Source organism: Streptomyces jeddahensis, assembly GCF_001642995.1.
Taxonomy (GTDB): Bacteria; Actinomycetota; Actinomycetes; order Streptomycetales; family Streptomycetaceae; genus Streptomyces; species Streptomyces jeddahensis.
The window spans coordinates 40,040-61,594 of record NZ_LOHS01000094.1 but is presented as its reverse complement, the minus strand read 5'-3'; the positions used below and the strand labels follow the sequence as shown (position 1 = coordinate 61,594).

The following is a 21,555-nucleotide window of genomic DNA, read 5'->3' as shown; positions in this document are numbered from 1 at the left end:
CGGCAGCCCCACCTGTGCAGGCGCTGGAGCCGCGTGGCCGAAGTTAATGACCGTTAACCATTTCCCTCAGGTTAACGACCGCTAACCTCCCTGTCTAGAATTATCTGCATGGTCACCAGAACCGACGCCCCCACCCGGCGCGAGCAGATCCTCAAGGAGGCCGCCCGGCTCTTCGCCGAGCGCGGCTTCCACGGTGTCGGCGTCGACGAGATAGGGGCCGCCGTGGGCATCAGCGGTCCCGGCCTCTACCGCCACTTCGCCGGCAAGGACGCGATGCTCGCCGAGCTGCTCGTAGGCATCAGCGGGCAGCTGCTGACGGGCGGTAAGCGGCGCGCCGCCGAGGCCGACGGGGATCCCGAGGCGCTGCTCGACTCCCTCATCGAGGGGCACATCGACTTCGCGCTCGACGACCGCCCTCTGATCACCCTGCACGACCGCGAGCTGGACCGCCTCCGGGAGAGCGACCGCAAGCTGGTGCGCCAGCTGCAGCGGCAGTACGTCGAGTTGTGGGTGGAGGTCGTCCGGCAGGTCTATCCGGACTTGGCCGAGCCGGCGGCGCGGGCCTCGGTGCACGCGGTGTTCGGGCTGCTGAACTCGACTCCGCATCTGAGCCGCCCGGGTGCGCTGCCCGGGCGGGCGGCCACGGCGCAGCTGCTGCACCGGCTTGCGCGGGGGGCGTTCGCGGCCGCGGGGAGTGGGGCGTAGGACCCGTTCCTACGTGACGTGCGTCTCTGGACTGTCGCGGTGACTGGCCGGTAACCTGAGTCTGAGCAAGCGCTTAGTCCTGTGTCTGCTGCTTGCCAGTCCGCTGGTTCCGATGGTCGCGAGCCGTAACGAAGGAGCATGTCCGTGCGCCGTACCGTTTTCAATGAGGACCACGAGGCGTTCCGGGAGACCCTGCGTGCCTTCATCGAGGCCGAGGTCGTGCCGGTCTACGACGAGTGGTTCGCGGCCGGCCAGGCGCCGCGCGAGTTCTACTACAAGCTCGGTGAGCTGGGCATCTTCGGTATCAACGTGCCCGAGGAGTTCGGCGGCGCGGGCCTGGACAGCCACAAGTTCGAGGCCGTCCTCTACGAGGAGACCGCTCGCGCGGGCGTCCAGTTCGGCGGCTCCGGCGTGCACGTGTTGCTCGCCCTGCCGTACATCAAGATGCTCGCCACCGACGAGCAGAAGAAGCGTTACCTGCCGAAGTTCGTCACCGGCGAGGAGATGTGGGCCATCGCGATGACGGAGCCGGGCACCGGCTCCGACCTCGCGGGCATGAAGACCACGGCCAAGCTCAGCGAGGACGGCACGCACTACGTCCTCAACGGCGCCAAGACCTTCATCACCGGCGGTGTCCACGCCGACAAGGTCATCGTCTGCGCGCGGACCTCCGCCCCGACCGCCGAGGACCGCCGCTTCGGCATCTCCCTCTTCGCCGTCGACACCAAGTCCGAGGGCTACTCCATCGGCCGCAAGCTGGACAAGCTGGGTCTGCGCACCTCCGACACGGCCGAGCTGGCCTTCGTCGACGTCAAGGTGCCGGCCGAGGACCTGCTCGGCGAGGAGAACAAGGGCTTCTACTACCTCGGTCACAACCTGGCGTCCGAGCGCTGGGGCATCGCCTTCGGCGCCTACGCGCAGGCCAAGGCTGCCGTCCGGTTCGCCAAGCAGTACGTGCAGGAGCGCACCGTCTTCGGCAAGCCGGTCGCGCACTTCCAGAACACCAAGTTCGAGCTGGCCGCATGCCAGGCCGAGGTGGACGCGGCCGAGGCCGTCGCGGACCGCGCGACCGAGGCCCTCGACGCCGGTGAGCTGACGCCCGCCGAGGCCGCCTCCGCCAAGCTGTTCTGCACCGAGGTCGCGCACCGCGTGATCGACCGCTGCCTCCAGCTGCACGGCGGCTACGGCTACATGAACGAGTACCCGATCGCCCGCCTGTACGCGGACAACCGCGTCAACCGCATCTACGGCGGCACCAGCGAGATCATGAAGTCGATCATCGCCAAGGACATGGGCCTGTAGTCCCCGGCAAGGTTCTTGATCAACAGCCGTAACACGGCACCGGCAAACTAGCTGCATGCATCAGGCACTCCAGTCCCTGCTCGATCTGCTCGACCTCGAGCAGATCGAGCAGGACATCTTCCGTGGCCAGTCCCGCGCTTCCCTGGTTCCCCGCGTCTTCGGCGGCCAGGTCGCGGCGCAGGCCCTCGTCGCCGCCGGGCGCACCGTCCCCGGCGACCGGCACGCACACTCCCTGCACTCGTACTTCCTGCGCGCGGGGGACCCCGGCGCGCCGATCGTCTACACGGTCGACCGCATCCGTGACGGGCGCTCCTTCACGACGCGCAGGGTCGTCGCCGTCCAGCACGGGCAGCCGATCTTCCATCTGTCCGCGTCCTTCCAGACGTACGAGGAAGGGCTCGACCACCAGGCGGACATGCCGTCCGCGCCCGATCCGGAGACGCTGCCCACGGCCGCCGAGTCACTGCCGAAGTACGCGGACGTCTTCCGCGATCCCAGCGTCGCCGAGCGGATGCTCGAGGCGCGGGAAGCGGTCGATCTGCGGTATGTCGACGAGCCGCCGTTCGGCACCGTCGGGCAGCCGCGCGAGCCGCGCTCGCAGGTGTGGTTCCGCACCAACGGCAAGCTCGTGGACGATCCGCTGCTGCACGTCTGCCTCGCCACGTACGTCTCCGACATGACGCTGCTCGACTCCGTGCTGCTCGCGCACGGGCGCGGCGGCTGGGCCATCGGCGACGTCGTCGGGGCGTCGCTCGACCACGCGATGTGGTTCCACCGGCCGTTCCGGGCCGACGAATGGCTCCTGTACGACCAGGAGTCGCCCTCCTCGTCCGGCGGGCGGGGCCTCGGGCAGGCCCGGATCTACACGCAGGACGGGCGGCTGGCCATTTCCGTGATCCAGGAAGGGGTTGTGCGGGTGCCGCGGGCGAGGTGAGCTCGGCGGGGGCGGGGCGTCGGCCCCGCACCTCGGCGGCCCGTATGACCGACGGCCTTGGTCACGCGGTCTTGCTCACGCGGTCCCGGGGGTCTTGCTGACGCCCGTCCCGGTCACGTGTCCTCCGTCAGCCCCGCCTGTGCCAGCAGGTACGCCGTCATCGGGTCGTAGTGGCGCGGGCTCGTCACGTGGTCGTCGAGGGGGACCGTGACCTGGACGGTGCCCTCGGCCTCGCCGATGAAGAGGGCCGGGTCGTTGCAGTCCGCGTAGCCGACGGAGTCGATGCCGCGCTGGCCCGCGCAGCCCGCCCAGCCGTGGTCGGCCACCACCAGGTCGGGCAGCGGGCGGCCCTCCCGCTCCAGGCCGTCGAGGATCGCCGCCATCGGTTCGGGGGAATGCGTGTGCCAGAGCGTCGCACCCCGCTCCAGCACCGCGACGTCCGCGAACTGCCAGACGTAGCCCCCGTCCGCCTCCAGGCCCTCCGGGATCACCACGATCTCGCATCCTGCGGCGCGCAGCGCGGTGGCCGTCGCACGGTGCACGTCGAGCAGGCCGCCCGGGTGACCGGTGGCGAACAGTACGCGCTGCTCGCCCGCGGCCGCCTTGCGCAGTCGGGCCGCCATGCGGTCCAGCGCGTCGACCGTGAGCTCCGGGTCGATGGTGTCCTGTCCGTGCCGGTGTCGCGGGTCGTCGACGACACCGCAGCGCTCGGCCATCACGGCGAGCACGTCCTGCTCGTCGGTCCAGCGGTCGCCGAGCTCCAGGCCGAGCCAGTAGTGGCGGTCGCCGTTCGCGAGCTTGCGGTAGTGGGAGAGGTTGTTCTCGCGGGGAGTGGCGACGTCGCCCGCTATGCGGGTGCGGACGAGGTGGCCGACGAGGTCGGCGCGGCTGGGTATCGGCATGCGCCCATTGTGCCGTCGGGCATGCCGGACGGCAGCGGTGTTCCGAGCGGTGGACCGTACTTCCGGTGAACTCTTCGGTGCAGCGGTCGGCCGGGGTCGGGATACGGCCGGCCAGAGTCGCCCGCACCGTCGACAGCGCCGGTGCGGGAGCCCTTCAGAGTCGGCCGAGCGCGAACCACAGCTCCATCCGCACGTCCGGGTCGTCCAGATCGGCATCGAGGAGCGCCGCGCAGCGGGCGATGCGCTGGCGGACCGTGTTGCGGTGGACCGAGAGCGCGACCGCCGTGCGGTCCCAACTGCCGTGCAGGGACAGCCAGGTGCGCAGCGTCCCGGTGAGGGCGGGGCCCTGTGGGCTGTCGGTGAGCGGGGCGAGCAGCACGCGCGCGTGGGCGTCGGCTTCGTCCGGGGGAACCAGCGCGGCGAGACCGGAGCGGTCGCTGTGCGCCACGAGCCCGGTACGGGTGGCCAGCGCCCGTGTCAGGGCCCTGGCCGCCTGCGTGTCGGCCGCCGCCAGCTCGCGTGCGCCGACCGGGGTGCTCACGCCGAGCGTCCACCCCGGCTGAGCGGTGACCTGGCGGTCGGCGGGGACGAGCAGGCGTACGACGTCGCCGTGCGCGTCCACGAGGGGGGTGCCCAGTGCAGCACCCAGCGCTGAGGCGCTGAGGGGGCTGGTGGGGGCCGCCGTACCAGTACCAGTACCGCTGTCTCCGCCGCCTGCCGGTCTCGCGTGCGCCACGACCCAGCGTTCGCCGCCCAGCAGCGGTGCCACCTCCTCCGGGGAGGCGCCCAGCAGCAGCCGGACCAGCGCCGTCGAGCGGGCGGCTCCCGTGGCGCTCTGGTGTTCCCCGGTGAGCAGCGAGAGGAGGACCACGGCGACGCCCGCGATCGTATGGTCGCCGGGTTCGCGGTGGTCCGTGGCGATGCCGAGCGTGAAGCCCTGCCCGCCGCCGAGCGCGTACGCGGTGAGGCTCATGCCGGCCGCGGTGTCGGTGGCCGAGGACGGGCGGGCAGCAGGGCTGCGCTTGCCGGAGGCCGGTCCGGATCCGGGGGCGGCCTCGGGAGTGTCGGTGTCCGCCGAGCCCCCGACCGGCCGTACCACCGCGGCCAGCTCGCACAGGGCGTGCAGCGCCTCGCTGCCGGGCCGGCGTCCGGCCGTCCCCGCCTCCGTCCCGTCCGGAGCGAACAGCGCAGCCCAGCCGCCCAGACGCTGCGCCAGCTGCCGCAAGACCGCCGGTACCGGATCAGTCCGGGCCGCCGCGGTCGCCAGGCCCTGCTGGGCCTCCGTCACCCGGCGAAGTTCCGCGTGCCGGGCCTGGGCCATGAGCCCCCACACGGCCCGGGCCACCGCGCTGAACGTCGTCCGCGGCGGCACCTCGACGAGCGGCAGCCCGTACCGGTCGCAGGCCGCGATCAGGGCGCGCGGCACGGTGTCGTGCACCGGCGCAAGACCGAAGCCGAGCGCCGCGCCGCCCGCCTCGACGATCCGGGACACGTAGTCGTCGAAGTACGATCCGGTCCCCGCGGCCTCCGTGGCGTGCACGCCCGCGGTGAGCAACAGCTCGCCGCCGAGCAGATACGGATAGGGGTCCGCCATCTCGGAGGTGTGGGCCCACAAGATCATCGTGGGCTCGTCCGCGGGACCGGCGATCTGGCGCAGGCCGAGGTCCTCGCGGGCCAGCAGGGCGGCAAGCGGGACCGGCGGGGTCGGTGGGGCGGCGGGGTCCGGCACGATGGACGTTCCCTCCATTCTGTTCCGGAGGAATGGATGAAACGTACACTTCAGCGTCGCATTCCGGCCACTTAGTGTCGTGCCGTCGGCGGCCGCGGGTACGGGCGGATGTCCCCGCGCTCAGTCGCCGGCCGCAGGGCCCGCGAGCCGAGTGCGCCTCGCCGGCCCACCCACACCGACTGCACGACCTGCCACCGAGGTGAGCGAAGGAGGGCGGCATGGCCGTCGACTACACAGTGATCGTGGTCTATCTGGCCGGGATGCTGGCCATGGGCTGGTGGGGCATGCGCCGCGCCAAGTCCAAGAGCGAGTTCCTGGTCGCCGGCCGTCGGCTCGGCCCCGGTATGTACTCCGGCACCATGGCCGCGATCGTCCTCGGCGGCGCGTCCACCATCGGCGGCGTCGGCCTCGGCTACAAGTACGGGCTCTCGGGCGCCTGGATGGTCTTCACCATCGGCCTCGGCCTGCTCGCCCTGTCGATCTTCTTCTCCGCCCGCATCGCCCGGCTGAAGGTCTACACCGTCTCCGAGATGCTCGACCTGCGCTACGGCGGCCGGGCCGGGGTGATCTCCGGTGTCGTCATGTGGGCATACACGCTCATGCTCGCGGTGACGTCCACGATCGCGTACGCCACGATCTTCGACGTCCTGTTCGACATGAACCGGACGCTTGCGATCGTCCTCGGTGGCTCGATCGTCGTCGCGTACTCGACGCTCGGCGGCATGTGGTCCATCACGCTCACCGACATGGTGCAGTTCGTCGTGAAGACCATCGGTGTGCTGCTTCTGCTGCTGCCCATCGCGGTCGTCAAGGCCGGCGGCTTCAGCGAGATGAAGGCCCAGCTGCCCACCGAGTACTTCGACCCGCTGGGCATCGGCGGCGAGACGATCTTCACGTATGTCCTGATCTACACGTTCGGCATGCTGATCGGGCAGGACATCTGGCAGCGCGTGTTCACCGCGCGCAGCGACAAGACCGCCAAGTGGGGCGGCACGGTCGCGGGCACGTACTGCCTGGCGTACGCGCTGGCGGGTGCCGTCATCGGTACGGCGGCCAAGGTGCTCTACCCGAAGCTGGAGAGCGCGGACGACGCCTTCGCGACCATCGTCAAGGACGAGCTGCCCATGGGCGTGCGCGGTCTCGTGCTGGCCGCGGCCCTCGCCGCCGTGATGTCCACGTCCTCCGGTGCGCTGATCGCGTGTGCGACCGTCGCGAACAACGACATCTGGTCGAGGCTGCGGGGCGTGGTGTCACGCAGCGGCGAGGAGCACGACGAGGTGAAGGGCAACCGCGCCTTCATCCTGATCATGGGCGTCGCCGTGGTCTGCATCGCGATCGCCCTGAACGACGTCGTCGAGGCGCTGACCGTCGCGTACAACCTGCTTGTCGGCGGGCTGCTCGTGCCGATCCTCGGCGGGCTGCTGTGGCGGCGCGGCACCGTACAGGGCGCGTTGGCGTCGGTGGTCGTGGGCGGCCTCGCCGTCATCGGGCTGATGTGGGGGTACGGCATTCTCGCGAACGAGCCCGTGTACTACGGCCTGCTGTCCTCGCTCGCCGCGTACGTCGTGGTGTCCCTGGCCACGAAGCCGACCGACGCGGCGGTGCTGGCGCACTGGCGTGAGCGGCTGGCGGGGCGGGGCGGCGAGGCCCCGGCTGAGGCCGAGGCGGCCGCGCCGAGCGCTGCGGGCGCCTGACCCGTACGGCCGGTCCCTTCCCCGGGCGGCCTGCTGACGGATCCCTGCCACCGAGACCGGTACGCGGGACTGTCAGTGGGCCGCGCAACACTTGACCAAGCAGATCCCGTACCACCGGGACCCGCACCACCTGGATCCACACCCCCGGATCCGTACCACGTGGAGGAGTTCGACGATGAGCAGCACCGACTACCCGGTTATCGGCGGCGAGGGCGGCCCACGCGGCCCCGTCGACTCCTCTCGTGTCCCGCGGTACGCCGGTCCTGCGACGTTCGCCCGGCTGCCGCGCATCGACCAGGTGGAGGCCGCCGATGTGGCCGTCGTCGGTGTGCCGTTCGACACGGGCGTCTCGTACCGGCCCGGCGCCCGCTTCGGCGGCAACGCGATCCGGGAGGCCTCGCGGCTGCTGCGGCCGTACAACCCGGCGCAGGACGCGTCGCCCTTCGCGCTCGCGCAGGTCGCCGACGCCGGTGACATCGCGGCCAACCCGTTCAACATCAACGAGGCCGTGGAGACCATCGAGGCCGCCGCCGACGAGATCCTCGGGACGGGCGCGCGGATGATGACGCTCGGCGGCGACCACACCATCGCGCTGCCGCTGCTGCGGTCGGTCGCGAAGAAGCACGGCCCGGTGGCGCTGCTGCACTTCGACGCGCACCTCGACACGTGGGACACGTACTTCGGCGCCGAGTACACGCACGGAACGCCGTTCCGCCGCGCCGTCGAGGAGGGCATCCTCGACACCTCCGCGCTCTCGCACGTCGGCACGCGCGGCCCGCTGTACGGCAAGCAGGACCTGACCGACGACGAGAAGATGGGCTTCGGCATCGTCACGTCCGCCGACATCTACCGTCGTGGCGCGGACGAGGTCGCCGACCAGCTGCGCCAGCGCATAGGCGACCGCCCGCTGTACATCTCCATCGACATCGACTGCCTCGACCCGGCGCACGCGCCCGGCACCGGCACCCCCGAGGCCGGCGGCATGACCTCGCGCGAGCTGCTCGAGATCCTCCGCGGCCTGGCCTCGTGCAACCTGGTGTCCGCGGACGTCGTCGAGGTCGCCCCCGCCTACGACCACGCCGAGATCACCGCCGTCGCCGCCTCGCACACCGCGTACGAGCTGACGACGATCATGTCCCGGCAGATAGCGAAGGCCCGTGAGGAGGGTGAGGGCAAGTGACCCACGACCACGACCTGGAGCTGCGCCCCACGGCCGCCCAGACCGAGGCCGCGCTCAATCCCCCGCCGGGGCGCAACGGCGGCGACCTCGTCATCGAGACCCTGCAGGGCCTGGGCGCCACCACCGTCTTCGGGCTGCCGGGCCAGCACGCGCTCGGCATGTTCGACGCGCTGCGCCGCTCGTCCCTGCGCTACGTGGGGCTGCGCGTCGAGAACAACGCCGGGTTCGCCGCCGACGCGTACGGCCGGATCACCGGTGAGGCGGCGCCGCTGCTGCTGTCGACGGGACCGGGTGCGCTGACCTCGCTGGCGGCGCTGCAGGAGGCGGCAGCGGCGAGCGCTCCCGTGCTGGCGATCAGCAGCCAGATCCCCGTCGCCGGGCTCGGCGGCGGACGCCACGGCTATCTGCACGAGCTGCCCGACCAGCAGGCGTCGTTCCGCGGTGTGGTGAAGTCGGTGCACACGGTGCGTACGCAGTCGCAGATCCCCTCGGCGATCGCCGCGGCCTGGGAGTCGGCGCTGACCGCACCGCACGGGCCGGTCTGGGTGGAGATCCCGCAGGACGTGCTGCTCGCCGAGACGATGCTGCCCGTGGTCACGGCGGTCGACGCGACGCCGCACGACCTGGTGCCGCGCCCGGAACTCACCGCGGTGGCGGCCGACCTGCTGTCGCGCGCCGAGCGTCCGGCGATCATCGCGGGCGGTGGTGTCGTACGTGCGGACGCGTCCGGCAAGCTGCGCGCCCTCGCGGAGAAGATCCAGGCCCCGGTCGTGACGACCTTCGGCGGCAAGGGCGCCTTCCCCTGGGAGCACCCGCTCTCGCTCCAGTCCTGGCTGGAGGACCGGCACACGACCGACTTCCTGGAGGACGCGGACGTCCTGCTGGTGGTCGGCTCGGGCCTGGGCGAACTGTCCTCGAACTACGGTACGTTCAAGCCCCGCGGCCGCGTCATCCAGATCGAGGCGGACCTCGGCAAGCTGGAGTCCAACTACCCGGCGCTCGGCATCCACGCGGACGCGCGCCTGGCGCTCTCGGCGCTGCTCGAGACGGTGGAGGAGCGCCCGGACCCGGCGGCCCCCGAGCGCGTACGGACGCTGCTCGGCCGCGTCCGCGACCGGATCGCCTCCCAGGACCTCACCCTGGAGCAGCGGGTGCTCTCCGCGGTCCGCGCCGCCCTGCCGGACGACACCCCGTCGTTCTGGGACATGACGATCCTGGCGTACTGGGCCTGGTCGGCCTTCGACGCCCGCCGGCCGAACACCATGCACTCCGCCCAGGGCGCGGGCGGCCTCGGCTACGCCTTCCCGGCGGCGCTCGGAGCGGCGGTGGCCGACCCCACCCGCCCGGTCCTGGCGGTCTCGGGCGACGGCGGCGCGCTGTACTCCATAGCCGAACTGGCGACGGCCAGGCAGCACGACCTCAACGTCACCTGGCTGATCGTCGACGACGGCGGCTACGGCATCCTGCGCGAGTACATGACGGACGCCTTCGGCGAGGCCACGGCGACGGAGCTGTCCCGCCCGGATTACGTGGCCCTTGCCGAGTCCTTCGGCGTCCAGGGTGTCCGGACGAGTCCGGAAACCCTGGAGTCCGACCTGGCGAAGGCCCTCGCGGCACCGGGCCCCTCGGTGGTGGTGCTCCCGGCGGCACTGCGGATGTTCGCGCCGACGCACTTCTGACGGCGCGTCAGGCGGCGCGCAAGCGGCGGAGTGCGCCTTGAACTCGACGACGGAGTCTCCTCGTCGAGTTCAAGGGCGCAAGGTCTCTGTGAGAGTGGGGCTTCCCAAGCGTTCACGAGCAGTCCGCCTTCGCTCAACCGGGAGCGCTCTACCGTGACGCCATGCGTCTGAGAACCGTACTCGTCACTGCCACCGCCACCCTGGCCGCGGCCGCCTGTCTGTCCGCCGCCGGGCCTGCCGCCGCCGGGCCCGCCGTCGCCGGACCGGCGATCGGCACCCCCGGAAACTCGCCGTCCAGCAACGCGTGTTCGTCGTCCGTCTCCATAGACGGCTACTCCGACGCCCTGGACAAGACGACCTACAACGGCACCTTCGTCGGCAACTTCTCCGCGCTCGCCGTGGACCGGGACGGTGCGATCGCCGCGCTGTCCGACCGGTCGCAGCTGTTCACGCTGGATCCGGTGACCTACCAGCCGCGTTCCGTGCAGGCCCTCGCGAGCGAGACCGGGGCGGAGCTGGACTCCGAGGGGCTCGTCGTCGACCGTGACGGCAGCCGGCTCGTGTCCTCCGAGACCGAGCCGTCGGTCCGCCGGTACGGGCAGGACGGCACCCTGCTCGACCGGCTCCCGGTGCCGGAGGCACTGCAGGTCGCGCCCGCCGGGCGCGCCACCCGCAACGCCACCTTCGAGGGCCTCACCCTCCTCCCGGGCGGGCACAGGCTCCTCGCCGCGATGGAGGGCTCGCTGAGCGGCGACACGGCCGGCATCGTGCGCCTCCAGACCTGGCAGCGCCACGGCGCCGACGACTTCCGGCTCTCCGCCCAGTACGGCTACCGCACCGATACCGGGCTCGGCGTCTCCGAGGCCACCGCCACGCCCGACGGGCGTCTGCTCGTCCTCGAGCGCGGCTTCACGGCCGGGGTCGGCAACACCGTCCGGCTCTACCTCGCCGACATCCGGCACGCCACCGACACCACCGGCATCGAGGCCCTCACCGGGCAGGACGACGCCGTACGCCTGGCCCGCAAGACCCTCCTCGCCGACCTCGTCGACTGCCCGTCCCTCGGCGCCACCGCCAGGCAGCCGCAGCCCAACCCGCTGCTCGACAACATCGAGGGCCTCGCCGTCACCGGCCGCACCCACGGCGGCGCGCTGCGGTTGCTGCTGGTCAGCGACGACAACCAGAACCCGGCCCAGATCACCCGCTTCTACCGGATGACCGTCCGCCTGCCGCACGGCGGCTGAGACGCCGGACGGCGGCCCGCCGTCGCGACCAAGACCCCGGCCGGGGCCAAGAGCACCACCGTGCACAGCACGACGCGGGGCGACGTAGGACCAAGGGCCGGGGCACCCTCGGTCCTTGGTCCCCTCTCGCCCCCGGAATTGTTGCGGCGGGATGAAATCCGCAGCCCGCGGCGTTGGGATCTTCCGGCGGGACAGGACGAACGGGAGGCGCCGGCGTGGCAGCGGAACAGGGGCGGGACGGTCAACAGGATCCCGGTTGGGCACGGAGCCTCGCCGGGTACGCGTGGCGCTACCCCAAGGACGTCGTGCTCGCGCTCGGCTCGTCGCTCGCCGGTATGGCCGTCATGGCGCTCGTCCCGCTGATCATCAAGGTGATCATCGACGACGTCATCGAGGACAAGACGCGGTCCATGGCCGTCTGGGCGGGCGCGCTGATCGGGGCCGCCGTCCTCGTCTACGTCTTCACCTACATCCGGCGCTACTACGGCGGCCGCCTCGCCCTCGACGTCCAGCACGACCTGCGTACCGAGATGTTCGGGACGATCACGAAGCTGGACGGGCGGCGGCAGGGCGAACTGTCCACCGGGCAGGTCGTCGGACGGGCCACCAGCGACCTCCAGCTCATCCAGAGCCTGCTCTTCATGTTGCCGATGACCATCGGCAACATCCTGCTCTTCCTGATCTCCCTGGTGATCATGGCGTGGCTGTCGCTGCCGCTCACCCTCGTCGCGCTCGCCGTCGCCCCCGCCATCTGGTACATCGCCCGGCACAGCCGCACCCGGCTCCACCCCGCCACCTGGTACGCGCAGGCACAGGCAGGAGCTGTCGCGGGCGTCGTCGACGGGGCCGTCTCCGGCGTACGGGTCGTCAAGGGCTTTGGGCAGGAGGAGCAGGAGACCGCGAAGCTGCGCGACGTGAGCCGGCGGCTGTTCGCCGGGCGGCTGCGCACGATCCGGCTCAACGCCAGGTACACCCCGGCGCTGCAGGCCGTCCCCGCCTTCGGGCAGGTCGCGATGCTGGCGCTCGGCGGCTGGCTGGCGGTGCGCGGCCAGATCACGCTCGGCACGTTCGTGGCCTTCTCCAGCTATCTCGCGCAGCTCGTCGGACCGGTCCGCATGCTCGCCGTGGTGCTGACCGTCGGCCAGCAGGCCCGGGCCGGCGTGGAGCGCGTCCTCGAGCTGATCGACACCGAGCCCACGCTCGAGGACGGCACGGTCGAGCTGCCCGCCGACGCCCCCGCGACCGTCGAGTTCGACGACGTGTCGTTCGCATACGCGGACGGACAGCCCGTCCTCGACGGGCTGTCCTTCGAGATCCGGCCCGGCGAGACGGTCGCCGTCGTCGGCGCGTCCGGTTCCGGCAAGTCCACCGTCTCGCTGCTGCTGCCGCGCTTCTACGACGTGACGCACGGCGCCGTCCTCGTCGGCGGCCGCGACGTGCGCGAACTGACGCTCGAGTCGCTGCGCGCCGCCATCGGGCTCGTACCGGAGGACAGCTTCCTGTTCTCGGACACCGTGCGCGCCAACATCGCGTACGGAAAGCCGGACGCCACCGACGAGGAGATCTTCAGGGCCGCCCGCGCCGCCCAGGCCGACCGGTTCGTCCGCGATCTCCCCGAGGGCTACGACACCAAGGTCGGGGAGCACGGGCTCACCCTCTCCGGCGGCCAGCGTCAGCGCATCGCGCTCGCCCGCGCCATCCTCACCGACCCGCGCCTCCTCGTGCTCGACGACGCGACCTCCGCCGTCGACGCGCGCGTGGAGCACGAGATCCACGAGGCGCTGGCGCATGTGATGGAGGGCCGGACCACCCTGCTCATCGCCCACCGCCGCTCCACGCTCGGCCTCGCCGACCGCATCGCCGTGCTCGACGGCGGACGGCTCGCCGACATCGGCACGCACGAGGAGCTGCAGGAACGCTCGGCCCTCTACCGGCGGCTGCTCACCGACCCGGACGAGCTGGGCGGCGTCTCGCCCGGCCACGCCGTGCCTGCCGAGCAGCCCGAGGACACGACCGTCCGCGACGAGCTCGACGCCGAGTTCGACGCGGAACGCGGCATCACCCCCCGCCTGTGGACGGGCGACCGCCGGCCGCAGGACGCCGCGCTGTCCGGCACGCCCGCCACACCCGAGCTCCTCGCCAAGGTCGAGGCGCTGCCCCCGGCCACCGACACCCCGGACGTCGACGAGGCCCGTGCGGTGACCCCCGAGGAGTCGTACGGGCTGCGCAGGCTGCTGCACGGCTTCGGCAGGCCGCTGCTGTTCGCTCTCCTCCTGGTCGCGGTCGACGCGGGCATGGGCCTGCTGCTGCCGGTGCTGATCCGGCACGGCATCGACGAGGGCGTCACACAGATGGCGCTCGGCGCCGTGTGGGCGGCGGCCGGTCTCGGCCTGGTGACCGTGATCGTCCAGTGGGCGGCACAGATCGGCGAGACGCGCATGACGGGACGGACCGGCGAACGCGTCCTGTACTCCCTCCGTCTGAAGATCTTCGCGCAGTTGCAGCGGCTCGGGCTCGACTACTACGAGCGTGAGCTGACGGGCCGCATCATGACCCGGATGACCACGGACGTGGACGCGCTGTCCACGTTCCTGCAGACGGGCCTGGTCACCGCCTTCGTCTCCGTCGTCACCTTCTTCGGCATCATGGCCGCGCTCCTGGTGATCGACCTCGAGCTCGCCCTCGTCGTCTTCGCGACGCTGCCGCCACTGATCGTCGGCACGTACTTCTTCCGCAAGCAGAGCGTGAAGGCGTACGAACTGGCGCGCGAGCGCGTGTCGGTGGTCAACGCCGATCTGCAGGAGACCGTCTCCGGGCTGCGAATCGTGCAGGCGTTCCGCCGCGAGCGGTCCGGCGGGCGGCGGTTCGCGGAGCGCAGCGACAGCTACCGCCAGGCGCGGATCCGCGGCCAGTGGCTGATCTCGATCTACTTCCCCTTCGTGCAGATGCTGTCGTCCGTCGCCGCGGCCGCCGTGCTGATCGTGGGCGCGGGGCGGGTCGACGCGGGCACCCTCACCACCGGCGCCCTGGTCGCGTATCTGCTCTACATCGACCTGTTCTTCGCGCCCGTGCAGCAGCTGTCGCAGGTCTTCGACGGCTACCAGCAGGCGACCGTCTCACTCGGCCGTATCCAGGAGCTGCTCCAGGAGCCGACCTCGACGAAGGCAGCCGACGAGCCGCTCGACGTGCCGTCGCTGCGCGGCGAGATCGCCTTCGAGGACGTGACCTTCGCGTACGGGGGCGCCGAGGAGGGCGGAGACGCCGAAGAGGCCCTCAGCGGCGTCACGCTGCACATCCCGGCCGGGCAGACCGTCGCCTTCGTCGGCGAGACCGGCGCGGGCAAGTCGACGCTCGTCAAGCTCGTCGCGCGGTTCTACGACCCGACGGACGGCCGGGTGACGGTGGACGGCACCGACCTGCGGGCCCTGGATCTGACCAGCTACCGCCACCGCCTCGGTGTCGTCCCGCAGGAGGCGTACCTCTTCTCCGGGACCGTCCGCGACGCCATTGCCTACGGCCGCCCCAACGCCACGGACGCCGAGGTGGAGGCGGCGGCCCGTGCGGTCGGCGCGCACGACATGATCGCCACTCTCGACGGCGGCTATCTGCACGAGGTCTCCGAGCGCGGCCGCAACCTCTCCGCAGGCCAGCGCCAGCTGATCGCGCTGGCCCGGGCCGAGCTCGTCGACCCGGACATCCTGCTCCTCGACGAGGCGACCGCATCCCTCGACCTGGCCACCGAGGCCCAGGTCAACCAGGCCACCGACCGCCTCGCGGGCAAGCGGACCACGCTCGTCGTCGCCCACCGCCTCACCACGGCGGCCCGCGCCGACCGCGTCGTGGTGATGGCCGACGGCCGGGTCGCCGAGGAGGGCACGCACGACGAACTGCTCGCGCGCGGCGGCCGGTACGCGGAGCTGTGGCGGACCTTCATCGGGGAGCCGGAGGAGACGGTGGAGGCCGGCACGGCGAGGTGAGGCCCGCTGACCTCCGGTCAGTGCCGCCTTCAGGCGCATCCTTTCGCCTCCGTTCGTCTGTACGGCGGCGTGAACGCAACCACAGGCACGGTGTGGCGCGTCCGTTCACCAGTACGGTGGTGCCGACGTGACCAAAGGGGCCTCAGTGGACAGTGGTGCGATAGACCGGCGTTTCCGGCGCCGCGGCGTGCTCGGTACGGCCGTACTGACGGCCGCGGCGCTCCTGGCCCTCGCGGGCCCCGGCACCGGCACCGCCGAAGCCGCCTCCCTCTGCCCCGGCCGCAAGGTCCGCACCCTCCCCTTCTCCACCGGCGACGTACGCGTCTACAAGAACCGCGGCTACGTCTGCGCCGTGACCGTCGCCGAGCGGCCCGGCACGCGCAGGTCGATGTACGTCAGCGTGCAGGCGCGCGGCAGCCGCCCGGTGCGGGACAGCGGCCGCTACGTCCATCACGCGGGCCCGGTCACGGTGCACGCGGGCCACCGCTGCGTATGGATCAAGGGAGCGGTCGGCTCGGGCTCCGTGAGCTCGGGCTGGATCCTCTGCTGAGGGATCTCCGAAGGATTCCCAGATACTCCGAGGACTCCAAGGTATCTCCGAGGTATCACCGAGGGATCTCCCTCTCCTTTCCCTTACATCCCAACATCCCCTGGTGTCAGGGCAGTTGCTCCGCTAGGTTCCGGCGCACATCTGCGTTTCATCAGGGGAGGGTGCATGCGCAAGGCAGTCAGATGGCTGCTGTCGCTCGTGGTGCTGATCGGCACCCTGAGCACGGCCGGTGCCGCCACCGCCGCGGAACCGGCGGCCGCCGACACCGACATCAAGGACCGGCTCCTGGCCGTTCCCGGCATGAGCCTGATAGAGGAGAAGCCCTACGACGGCTACCGCTACTTCGTCCTGAACTACACACAGCCGGTCGACCACCGGCATCCGTCCCAGGGCACCTTCGAGCAGCGCATCACGGTGCTGCACAAGGACACGAACCGCCCGACCGTCTTCTCCACCTCGGGCTACAACGTCTCCACCACGCCCAGCCGTTCCGAGCCGACGCGCATCGTCGACGGCAACCAGGTGTCGATGGAGTACCGCTTCTTCACACCGTCCCGGCCCGACCCCGCCGACTGGTCCACGCTTGACATCTGGCAGGCCGCGAGCGACCAGCACCGCATCTTCAAGGCGCTGAAGCCGATCTACAACCAGAACTGGCTGGCCACCGGCGGCTCCAAGGGCGGCATGACGGCCACTTACTACGAGCGGTTCTATCCGCGCGACATGGACGGCGTCGTCGCGTACGTCGCGCCCAACGACGTGGTGAACAAGGAGGACTCGGCCTACGACGAGTTCTTCGAGACCGTCGGCACCGAGGAGTGCCGCGACAAGCTGAACGCGGTCCAGCGCGAGGCGCTCGTCCGGCGTGAGCCGCTGGAGGAGAAGTACGCCGCGTACGCCGAGGAGAACGGCTACACGTTCGCGACGGTCGGCTCGCTCGACAAGGCGTATGAGGCCGTCGTCCTGGACCTGGTGTGGGGCTTCTGGCAGTACCACCTCGAGGCCGAGTGCGCCGACGTGCCGGACGCGTCGACCGCGACGGACCAGGAGCTCTTCGACTACGTCGACGCCATCTCCGGCTGGTCGTTCTACACCGACCAGGGGCTCGAGCCCTACACGCCGTACTACTACCAGGCGGGCACGCAGCTCGGCGCGCCGACCATCCAGCAGCCCTGGCTGGGCGGCCTGTCCCGGTACGGCTACCAGCCGCCGCGGAACTTCGTGCCGCGGTCCATCCCGATGACGTTCCAGCCATGGGTGATGCGGGACGTCGACAGCTGGGTGCGGCACAACGCGCAGCGGATGCTGTACGTGTACGGGGAGAACGACCCGTGGGGCGCCGAGCCGTTCCGGCTGGGCAAGGGGGCGCGTGACTCTTACGTGTTCACTGCGCCCGGGGCCAACCACGGTGCCCGGGTCGCTGGTCTGACCGAGGCCGACCGCGACCTTGCGACGTCGCGGATTCTTGCGTGGGCGGGGGTTTCGGCCGCGGCTTCGGCCGAGGCGAAGCCGTTGGCCGCGTATGACGCGAAGCTGGACCGTCAGCAGCTCCGGCGCGAGCCGACACTGCGGCCGTAGGCGGCCGCGCCGCCGCCGGTTTGTGGGCAGGCGTTCCGCAGCGCGGAACGACTGCCCACAGGCGGGCGGGCGGCGTCAGAGGCGTACCGCGCAGCCCACCGGCTTCGCGCCGCCGAGCTCGACGTAGAGCGCCGTCGAGGACGGGCACTTGGGGCGGGAGGTGACCGCCTTGGTCACCCGGTACTCGGGGGCCTCCTCGCCCTTGCCGTCGCACGACGTCTCGCGGACCTCCCCGCGCCCCGCCGAGTACACACAGTCCCCGACGATCGTGCGCGGCCCCCCGCCGCCCCCGGGATCCCCGGGGTGCGGCGCCTCGAGGTTGCGCATGCACGCGTACCCCTGCGGCACCGCCCCGTCGCCGTCCTCGTCCAGTGCCGGGCTGTTCTCGCTGATGTGCAGCACGAAGTCCGTGCGCTCAGGACAGGACGGCCCTTCCGACACGCTGCCGTCGTAGCGTGCGACGACCCGCGCCGCCGCCTTCTCGCTCGTGCACGACACCTCGGTGAACGTCTCGCGCCCCCGCGAACTGCACTCGTCGAGGGCGAGGAACACCGCTCCGTACCCCGACGGCCGGGTCGGCGACGGTACCCCGCCGAGCCTGCCGTCCTCCGAACCCGCCTCCGAAGACGGGGACTTCTGACATCCGGTGAGCGCCGCTGCGGCGACCAGCAGCGCGCACACCACCCCCGCGGTCCGCGCGTTGTGCATGACCAACCCCCCATAGATCCATCAAGCGTGACCTGCCGGAACGCGCACACGCCGGATGTGCAGGGGATTTGCGTCTCTTGGGGGTGGTGTGCCGGGTGTCCGGCGTACGTCGCGTACGCCGGACTGCGCAGCTAGTACGACAGTCCGTAGCCGATCGGATACAGCACCTGCGACGGGTCGTCCGTCCGCTGCACAGGAACCGGCAGCCTGCCCTCCGGTTGTGCGCGGCCCGCGATCACCCTTGCCGCGGCGCGGAGTTCCACGTCCGTCCAGGAGTACGCGGCGACGCACGCGCCGACGCCGGGCAGCTGCGCCACGTCGTACGGGTTGCGGATCGCCACCGCGACGACCGGCACGCCGGTGGCGATCAGCGCGTCGACGAGGCTGCGCTGAGAGCTCGTAGCCGAGACGTTGTACGTGCCGACGACCACCGCGTCCTTCCCCCGGGCCGCCGCCACCGCCTCGTCGGTCTTCGCCTGCGAGGGTGCCGTGCCGGTGGAGAGTGCCGTGGCGGAGAAACCCAGTTCGGAGAGCGCGCCCGCGAGTACGGCCGTGGGCGGACCGGTCGTGCCGGAAGGGGAGGCCGGATCCGCGCCCACGACCAGCACGTTCTTGTGGGTCAGGCGCGACAGCGGCAGCAGGCCCTGCTCGTTCACCAGCAGGGTCGTCGTCTCCTCGGCGATGCGGTCCGCCGCCGCGAGATGCGCGTCGGTGCCGACGGTCCGGTGGACGCCCTCATGGGAGACGTACGGGTCCGTGAAGAGCCCGAGCTTCGCCTTCAGCCGCAGGATGCGCAGGATCGACTCGTCGAGCCGCGCCTCCGTCAGCTCGCCGCCCTTGACCGCGTTCAGGACCGCGTTCCAGGCGGTGTCGAGGCTGGGCGGATTCAGCAGCTGGTCGACGCCCGCCTTGAGCGCGAGGACGGGGACGCGGTCGTCGCCGTACTTCTGGCGTACGCCCGCCATGCCGAGCGAGTCCGTCACCACGACGCCGTCGTAGCCGAGCTGTTCGCGCAGGATGCCCGTGAGGATGGGGTGCGAGAGCGTGGCCGGGTCGCCGGACGGGTCGAGCGCCGGGACCATGATGTGCGCGGTCATGATCGAGTCGATGCCGGCTGCGATCGCTGCCCGGAACGGCGGCGCGTCGAGCTGCCCCCACTGCTCCGTGGTGTGCTCGATGACCGGGAAGCCGTAGTGGCTGTCGGTCTCGGTGTCGCCGTGTCCCGGGAAGTGCTTGGACGTCGCGGCGATGTCCGCGCTCTGGTAGCCCTTGACCTGGGCGGCGACCAGTCCGGCCACCGCTTCGGGGTCGGCGCCGAACGACCGTACGCCGATGACGGGGTTGGCCGGGTTGACGTTCACGTCGGCGACCGGCGCGTAGTTCTGCCGGATGCCCATCGCGCGCAGCTCGGCTCCCGCGATCTGCGCGGCCCGGCGCGCGTCGGACCGCGAACCCCGGGCGCCGAGCGCCATCGCGCCCGGGAGCAGCGTCGCGGGCTTGCCCACGCGCGCGACGATGCCGTGCTCCTGGTCGGTGGAGATGAGCAGGGGCAGGCCGCCTGGGAGGGAGAGCCCGGCCTCCTGGATGCCGTTGGACAGGTCCGCGATCTGGTGCGGATCACGGGTGTTGTGCGCCCAGGCGAAGTAGATGATCCCGCCCACGCGGTACTCGGCGATGAGTTCGGCGGCCGTTCTGACCCCGATCTCCTTGAGGTTGGCGTCGATGTCGGCCTGGTCCGGTTCGGTCGCGGAGTGGCCGTACACCCGCATCACGAAGAGCTGGCCGACCTTCTCCTCGAGGCTCATACGGGATATGAGCGCCTTGAGCCTGTCGTCCTGGCCGCTGCCCGCGTTCGCGTCGGCCGCGCCGTCCGCGTCGGCGTGCGCTGGGCCGGCGCCTGCGGTCAGGGCGGCGGCCGCGCCCGCGGTGGCAGCGAGGAGAGTGCGTCTGGAGGTTCCGGAGTGTCTGTACTGCACGTGCGCTCCTTCCGGAGGAGATCCGTGGGATCCATGGAGGGGCGTGGTGGAGAAGGCGATTGAAGGAAACTTCCGCGACGCCACGGATATCCTGACAATTTCTTACAGTCAAGGGTGCGCGCGGGTGCCGGGGCAGGAACGCACCGGGCAAGGGCTACGCAACGAGCGGATTCCCGGGCCGGGATGAGGGGCCGTCACCGGCGCAGTTGGAGGGGGGCGCGCCGGTGACGGCGTGCTGCCGGCCGCAGGCGGTGGAGAGGGGTGGTCAGCGATCGCAGCCAGCAGCGAGGCCGACACCGCTCTGCGGAGACTCATCCGTCAGCATGCCCGTTTGACGCGGGCGCTTGGGCACAGGTTCCCCGTATCGCGGAGATTCCGCGAAGTTGGTGCGCCGGCGCTCACAGGGGCGCGTGTGCCGAGGCGGCAGGCCAGTGGGCCTGCAGGGTACTGACCGTCTCCGCGATCGCGGGCCGCCGCGCCGCCCCGGTCCGCCAGAGCGCGTACAACCGCCGTACGGGCACGGGGTCGAGCCGCACCTCGACGACGCCGTCGGGCAGCGGGCCGCGCCCGAGCCGGGGCAGCAGTGCGATGCCGAGCCCGGCCGCGACGAGCGCCACCAGCGTCGGGTTCTCGTCCGCCTGGTGCGCGATGTCCGGCTCGCAACCGGCCGCGCGCAGTGTGCGGACGAGCCAGTCGTGACAGACCCGCCCCGGCGGCTGGCACACCCACCGCTCCTGCTTGAGGTCCTCGCGGCGTACGGACTGCCGCCCCGCGAGCGGATGCCCGGCCTGTACGAGCAGATCGCACAGGTCCTCGCCGATGACGGCCTGTTCGACGCCGGGCGGGGCGGGCAGCGGCGCGATGTCCCAGTCGTGCGCGACGGCCACGTCGACGGCGCCCTTGGCCACGAGGTCGACGGAGAGATGCGGGTCGACCTCGGTCAGCCGGGCGTCCAGCGCCGGATGGCGCGCGGCCAGATCGGCCAGTACGCGGGGGAGCAGGCCGCGTGCCGCCGAGGCGAACGCTGCCACGGTCAGCCGCCCGGCGGGCAGCCCCCGCCGCTCCTCCAACTCCGTCTCGGCTCGCTCGACGATCGCCATCAACTCACTTGCTGTATCGGCGAGTTGGCACGCCTCGTCGGTGAGCCGGACCCCGCGTCCATGCCGTTCGAGCAGGACCGTCCGGGTCTCCCGCTCCAGCTTCGCCAGCTGCTGCGACACGGCGGACGGGGTGTAACCGAGGGCGGCCGCGGCCGCGCCGACCGTGCCGTGGACGGAGACGGCGTGCAGGGCGCGCAGCCGCTGGAGATCGAGCATGGGGACCTCCTCGAAGTCGGCTCGGGCCGACGCATGCGTAAGCGATACTTCATCCAACCATGAAGGAACTCGCGCTGGTGC

At 71.5% G+C, this 21,555-nt stretch carries 15 protein-coding genes; 10 read left to right on the top strand and 5 right to left on the bottom strand.

The genetic code is table 11. The features are described 5' to 3' along the window. Positions 1 to 108: 108 nt before the first annotated feature. From STSP_RS22120 to tesB, 3 genes are all read left to right on the top strand, one after another. Entirely contained in the window at positions 109 to 705 is a 597-nt protein-coding gene (locus STSP_RS22120) for an SACE_7040 family transcriptional regulator (RefSeq protein WP_067280874.1), read from the top strand. A 144-nt stretch (positions 706 to 849) separates the two neighbouring features. Beyond that, on the top strand, positions 850 to 2,007 hold the full coding sequence (locus STSP_RS22115; RefSeq protein WP_067280949.1) for an acyl-CoA dehydrogenase family protein: 1,158 nt from the start codon (positions 850 to 852) through the stop codon (positions 2,005 to 2,007). A gap of 55 nt (positions 2,008 to 2,062) precedes the next feature. Next, positions 2,063 to 2,941, top strand: a complete 879-nt coding sequence (tesB, locus tag STSP_RS22110; protein ID WP_067280871.1) for an acyl-CoA thioesterase II — start codon at positions 2,063 to 2,065, stop codon at positions 2,939 to 2,941. Positions 2,942 to 3,054: 113 nt separating this feature from the next. Here tesB and STSP_RS22105 read toward each other — a convergent pair whose 3' ends face one another. Further along, positions 3,055 to 3,843 (bottom strand): phosphatase, encoded by a 789-nt coding sequence (locus tag STSP_RS22105; protein ID WP_067280868.1) that lies wholly within the window; start codon positions 3,841 to 3,843, stop codon positions 3,055 to 3,057. 154 nt (positions 3,844 to 3,997) lie between these two features. Continuing rightward, positions 3,998 to 5,590 (bottom strand): PucR family transcriptional regulator, encoded by a 1,593-nt coding sequence (locus tag STSP_RS22100; protein WP_067280866.1) that lies wholly within the window; start codon positions 5,588 to 5,590, stop codon positions 3,998 to 4,000. Positions 5,591 to 5,790: 200 nt separating this feature from the next. On the opposite strand from STSP_RS22100, the gene STSP_RS22095 reads away from it, so the two are divergent. From STSP_RS22095 to STSP_RS22065, 7 genes are all read left to right on the top strand, one after another. Then, positions 5,791 to 7,266 carry a sodium:solute symporter gene (locus STSP_RS22095; RefSeq protein WP_067280864.1) on the top strand — a complete coding sequence of 492 codons (1,476 nt, stop codon included), beginning with the start codon at positions 5,791 to 5,793 and terminating at the stop codon, positions 7,264 to 7,266. A 175-nt stretch (positions 7,267 to 7,441) separates the two neighbouring features. Continuing rightward, on the top strand, positions 7,442 to 8,446 hold the full coding sequence (gene speB, locus STSP_RS22090; protein ID WP_067280861.1) for an agmatinase: 1,005 nt from the start codon (positions 7,442 to 7,444) through the stop codon (positions 8,444 to 8,446). Next, positions 8,443 to 10,125, top strand: coding sequence for a thiamine pyrophosphate-binding protein (locus STSP_RS22085; protein ID WP_067280859.1), 1,683 nt, complete (start codon positions 8,443 to 8,445; stop codon positions 10,123 to 10,125). Before speB ends, STSP_RS22085 begins: the two co-directional genes overlap by 4 nt. A gap of 161 nt (positions 10,126 to 10,286) precedes the next feature. Beyond that, positions 10,287 to 11,369 (top strand): esterase-like activity of phytase family protein, encoded by a 1,083-nt coding sequence (locus STSP_RS22080; RefSeq protein ID WP_067280857.1) that lies wholly within the window; start codon positions 10,287 to 10,289, stop codon positions 11,367 to 11,369. Between the two features lie 215 nt (positions 11,370 to 11,584). Further along, positions 11,585 to 15,346, top strand: coding sequence for an ABC transporter ATP-binding protein (locus STSP_RS22075; protein WP_067280855.1), 3,762 nt, complete (start codon positions 11,585 to 11,587; stop codon positions 15,344 to 15,346). A gap of 145 nt (positions 15,347 to 15,491) precedes the next feature. Next, positions 15,492 to 15,896: a hypothetical protein gene (locus tag STSP_RS22070; protein WP_067280852.1), complete on the top strand. Its 405-nt coding sequence runs from the start codon at positions 15,492 to 15,494 to the stop codon at positions 15,894 to 15,896. A gap of 165 nt (positions 15,897 to 16,061) precedes the next feature. After that, entirely contained in the window at positions 16,062 to 17,474 is a 1,413-nt protein-coding gene (locus STSP_RS22065; protein ID WP_067280850.1) for a S28 family serine protease, read from the top strand. Positions 17,475 to 17,549: 75 nt separating this feature from the next. On the opposite strand, the gene STSP_RS22060 is transcribed toward STSP_RS22065, so the two are convergent. The 3 genes from STSP_RS22060 to STSP_RS22050 form a co-directional block, all read right to left on the bottom strand. Then, positions 17,550 to 18,182, bottom strand: coding sequence for a hypothetical protein (locus STSP_RS22060; protein WP_067280848.1), 633 nt, complete (start codon positions 18,180 to 18,182; stop codon positions 17,550 to 17,552). A 131-nt stretch (positions 18,183 to 18,313) separates the two neighbouring features. After that, positions 18,314 to 20,158 (bottom strand): glycoside hydrolase family 3 protein, encoded by a 1,845-nt coding sequence (locus tag STSP_RS22055; protein ID WP_067280845.1) that lies wholly within the window; start codon positions 20,156 to 20,158, stop codon positions 18,314 to 18,316. A 398-nt stretch (positions 20,159 to 20,556) separates the two neighbouring features. Beyond that, positions 20,557 to 21,474 (bottom strand): LysR family transcriptional regulator, encoded by a 918-nt coding sequence (locus tag STSP_RS22050; RefSeq protein ID WP_067280842.1) that lies wholly within the window; start codon positions 21,472 to 21,474, stop codon positions 20,557 to 20,559. Positions 21,475 to 21,555: the final 81 nt, after the last annotated feature.

Excerpts from the sequence above, each read along its gene's own strand:
- STSP_RS22120 (WP_067280874.1), top strand. The coding sequence starts at position 109 with ATGGTCACCAGAACCGACGCCCCCACCCGGCGCGAGCAGATCCTCAAG.
- tesB (WP_067280871.1), top strand. The coding sequence starts at position 2,063 with ATGCATCAGGCACTCCAGTCCCTGCTCGATCTGCTCGACCTCGAGCAG.
- STSP_RS22105 (WP_067280868.1), bottom strand. The coding sequence starts at position 3,843 with ATGCCGATACCCAGCCGCGCCGACCTCGTCGGCCACCTCGTCCGCACC.
- STSP_RS22100 (WP_067280866.1), bottom strand. The coding sequence starts at position 5,590 with ATGGAGGGAACGTCCATCGTGCCGGACCCCGCCGCCCCACCGACCCCG.
- STSP_RS22095 (WP_067280864.1), top strand. The coding sequence starts at position 5,791 with ATGGCCGTCGACTACACAGTGATCGTGGTCTATCTGGCCGGGATGCTG.
- speB (WP_067280861.1), top strand. The coding sequence starts at position 7,442 with ATGAGCAGCACCGACTACCCGGTTATCGGCGGCGAGGGCGGCCCACGC.
- STSP_RS22080 (WP_067280857.1), top strand. The coding sequence starts at position 10,287 with ATGCGTCTGAGAACCGTACTCGTCACTGCCACCGCCACCCTGGCCGCG.
- STSP_RS22065 (WP_067280850.1), top strand. The coding sequence starts at position 16,062 with ATGCGCAAGGCAGTCAGATGGCTGCTGTCGCTCGTGGTGCTGATCGGC.
- STSP_RS22060 (WP_067280848.1), bottom strand. The coding sequence starts at position 18,182 with ATGCACAACGCGCGGACCGCGGGGGTGGTGTGCGCGCTGCTGGTCGCC.
- STSP_RS22050 (WP_067280842.1), bottom strand. The coding sequence starts at position 21,474 with ATGCTCGATCTCCAGCGGCTGCGCGCCCTGCACGCCGTCTCCGTCCAC.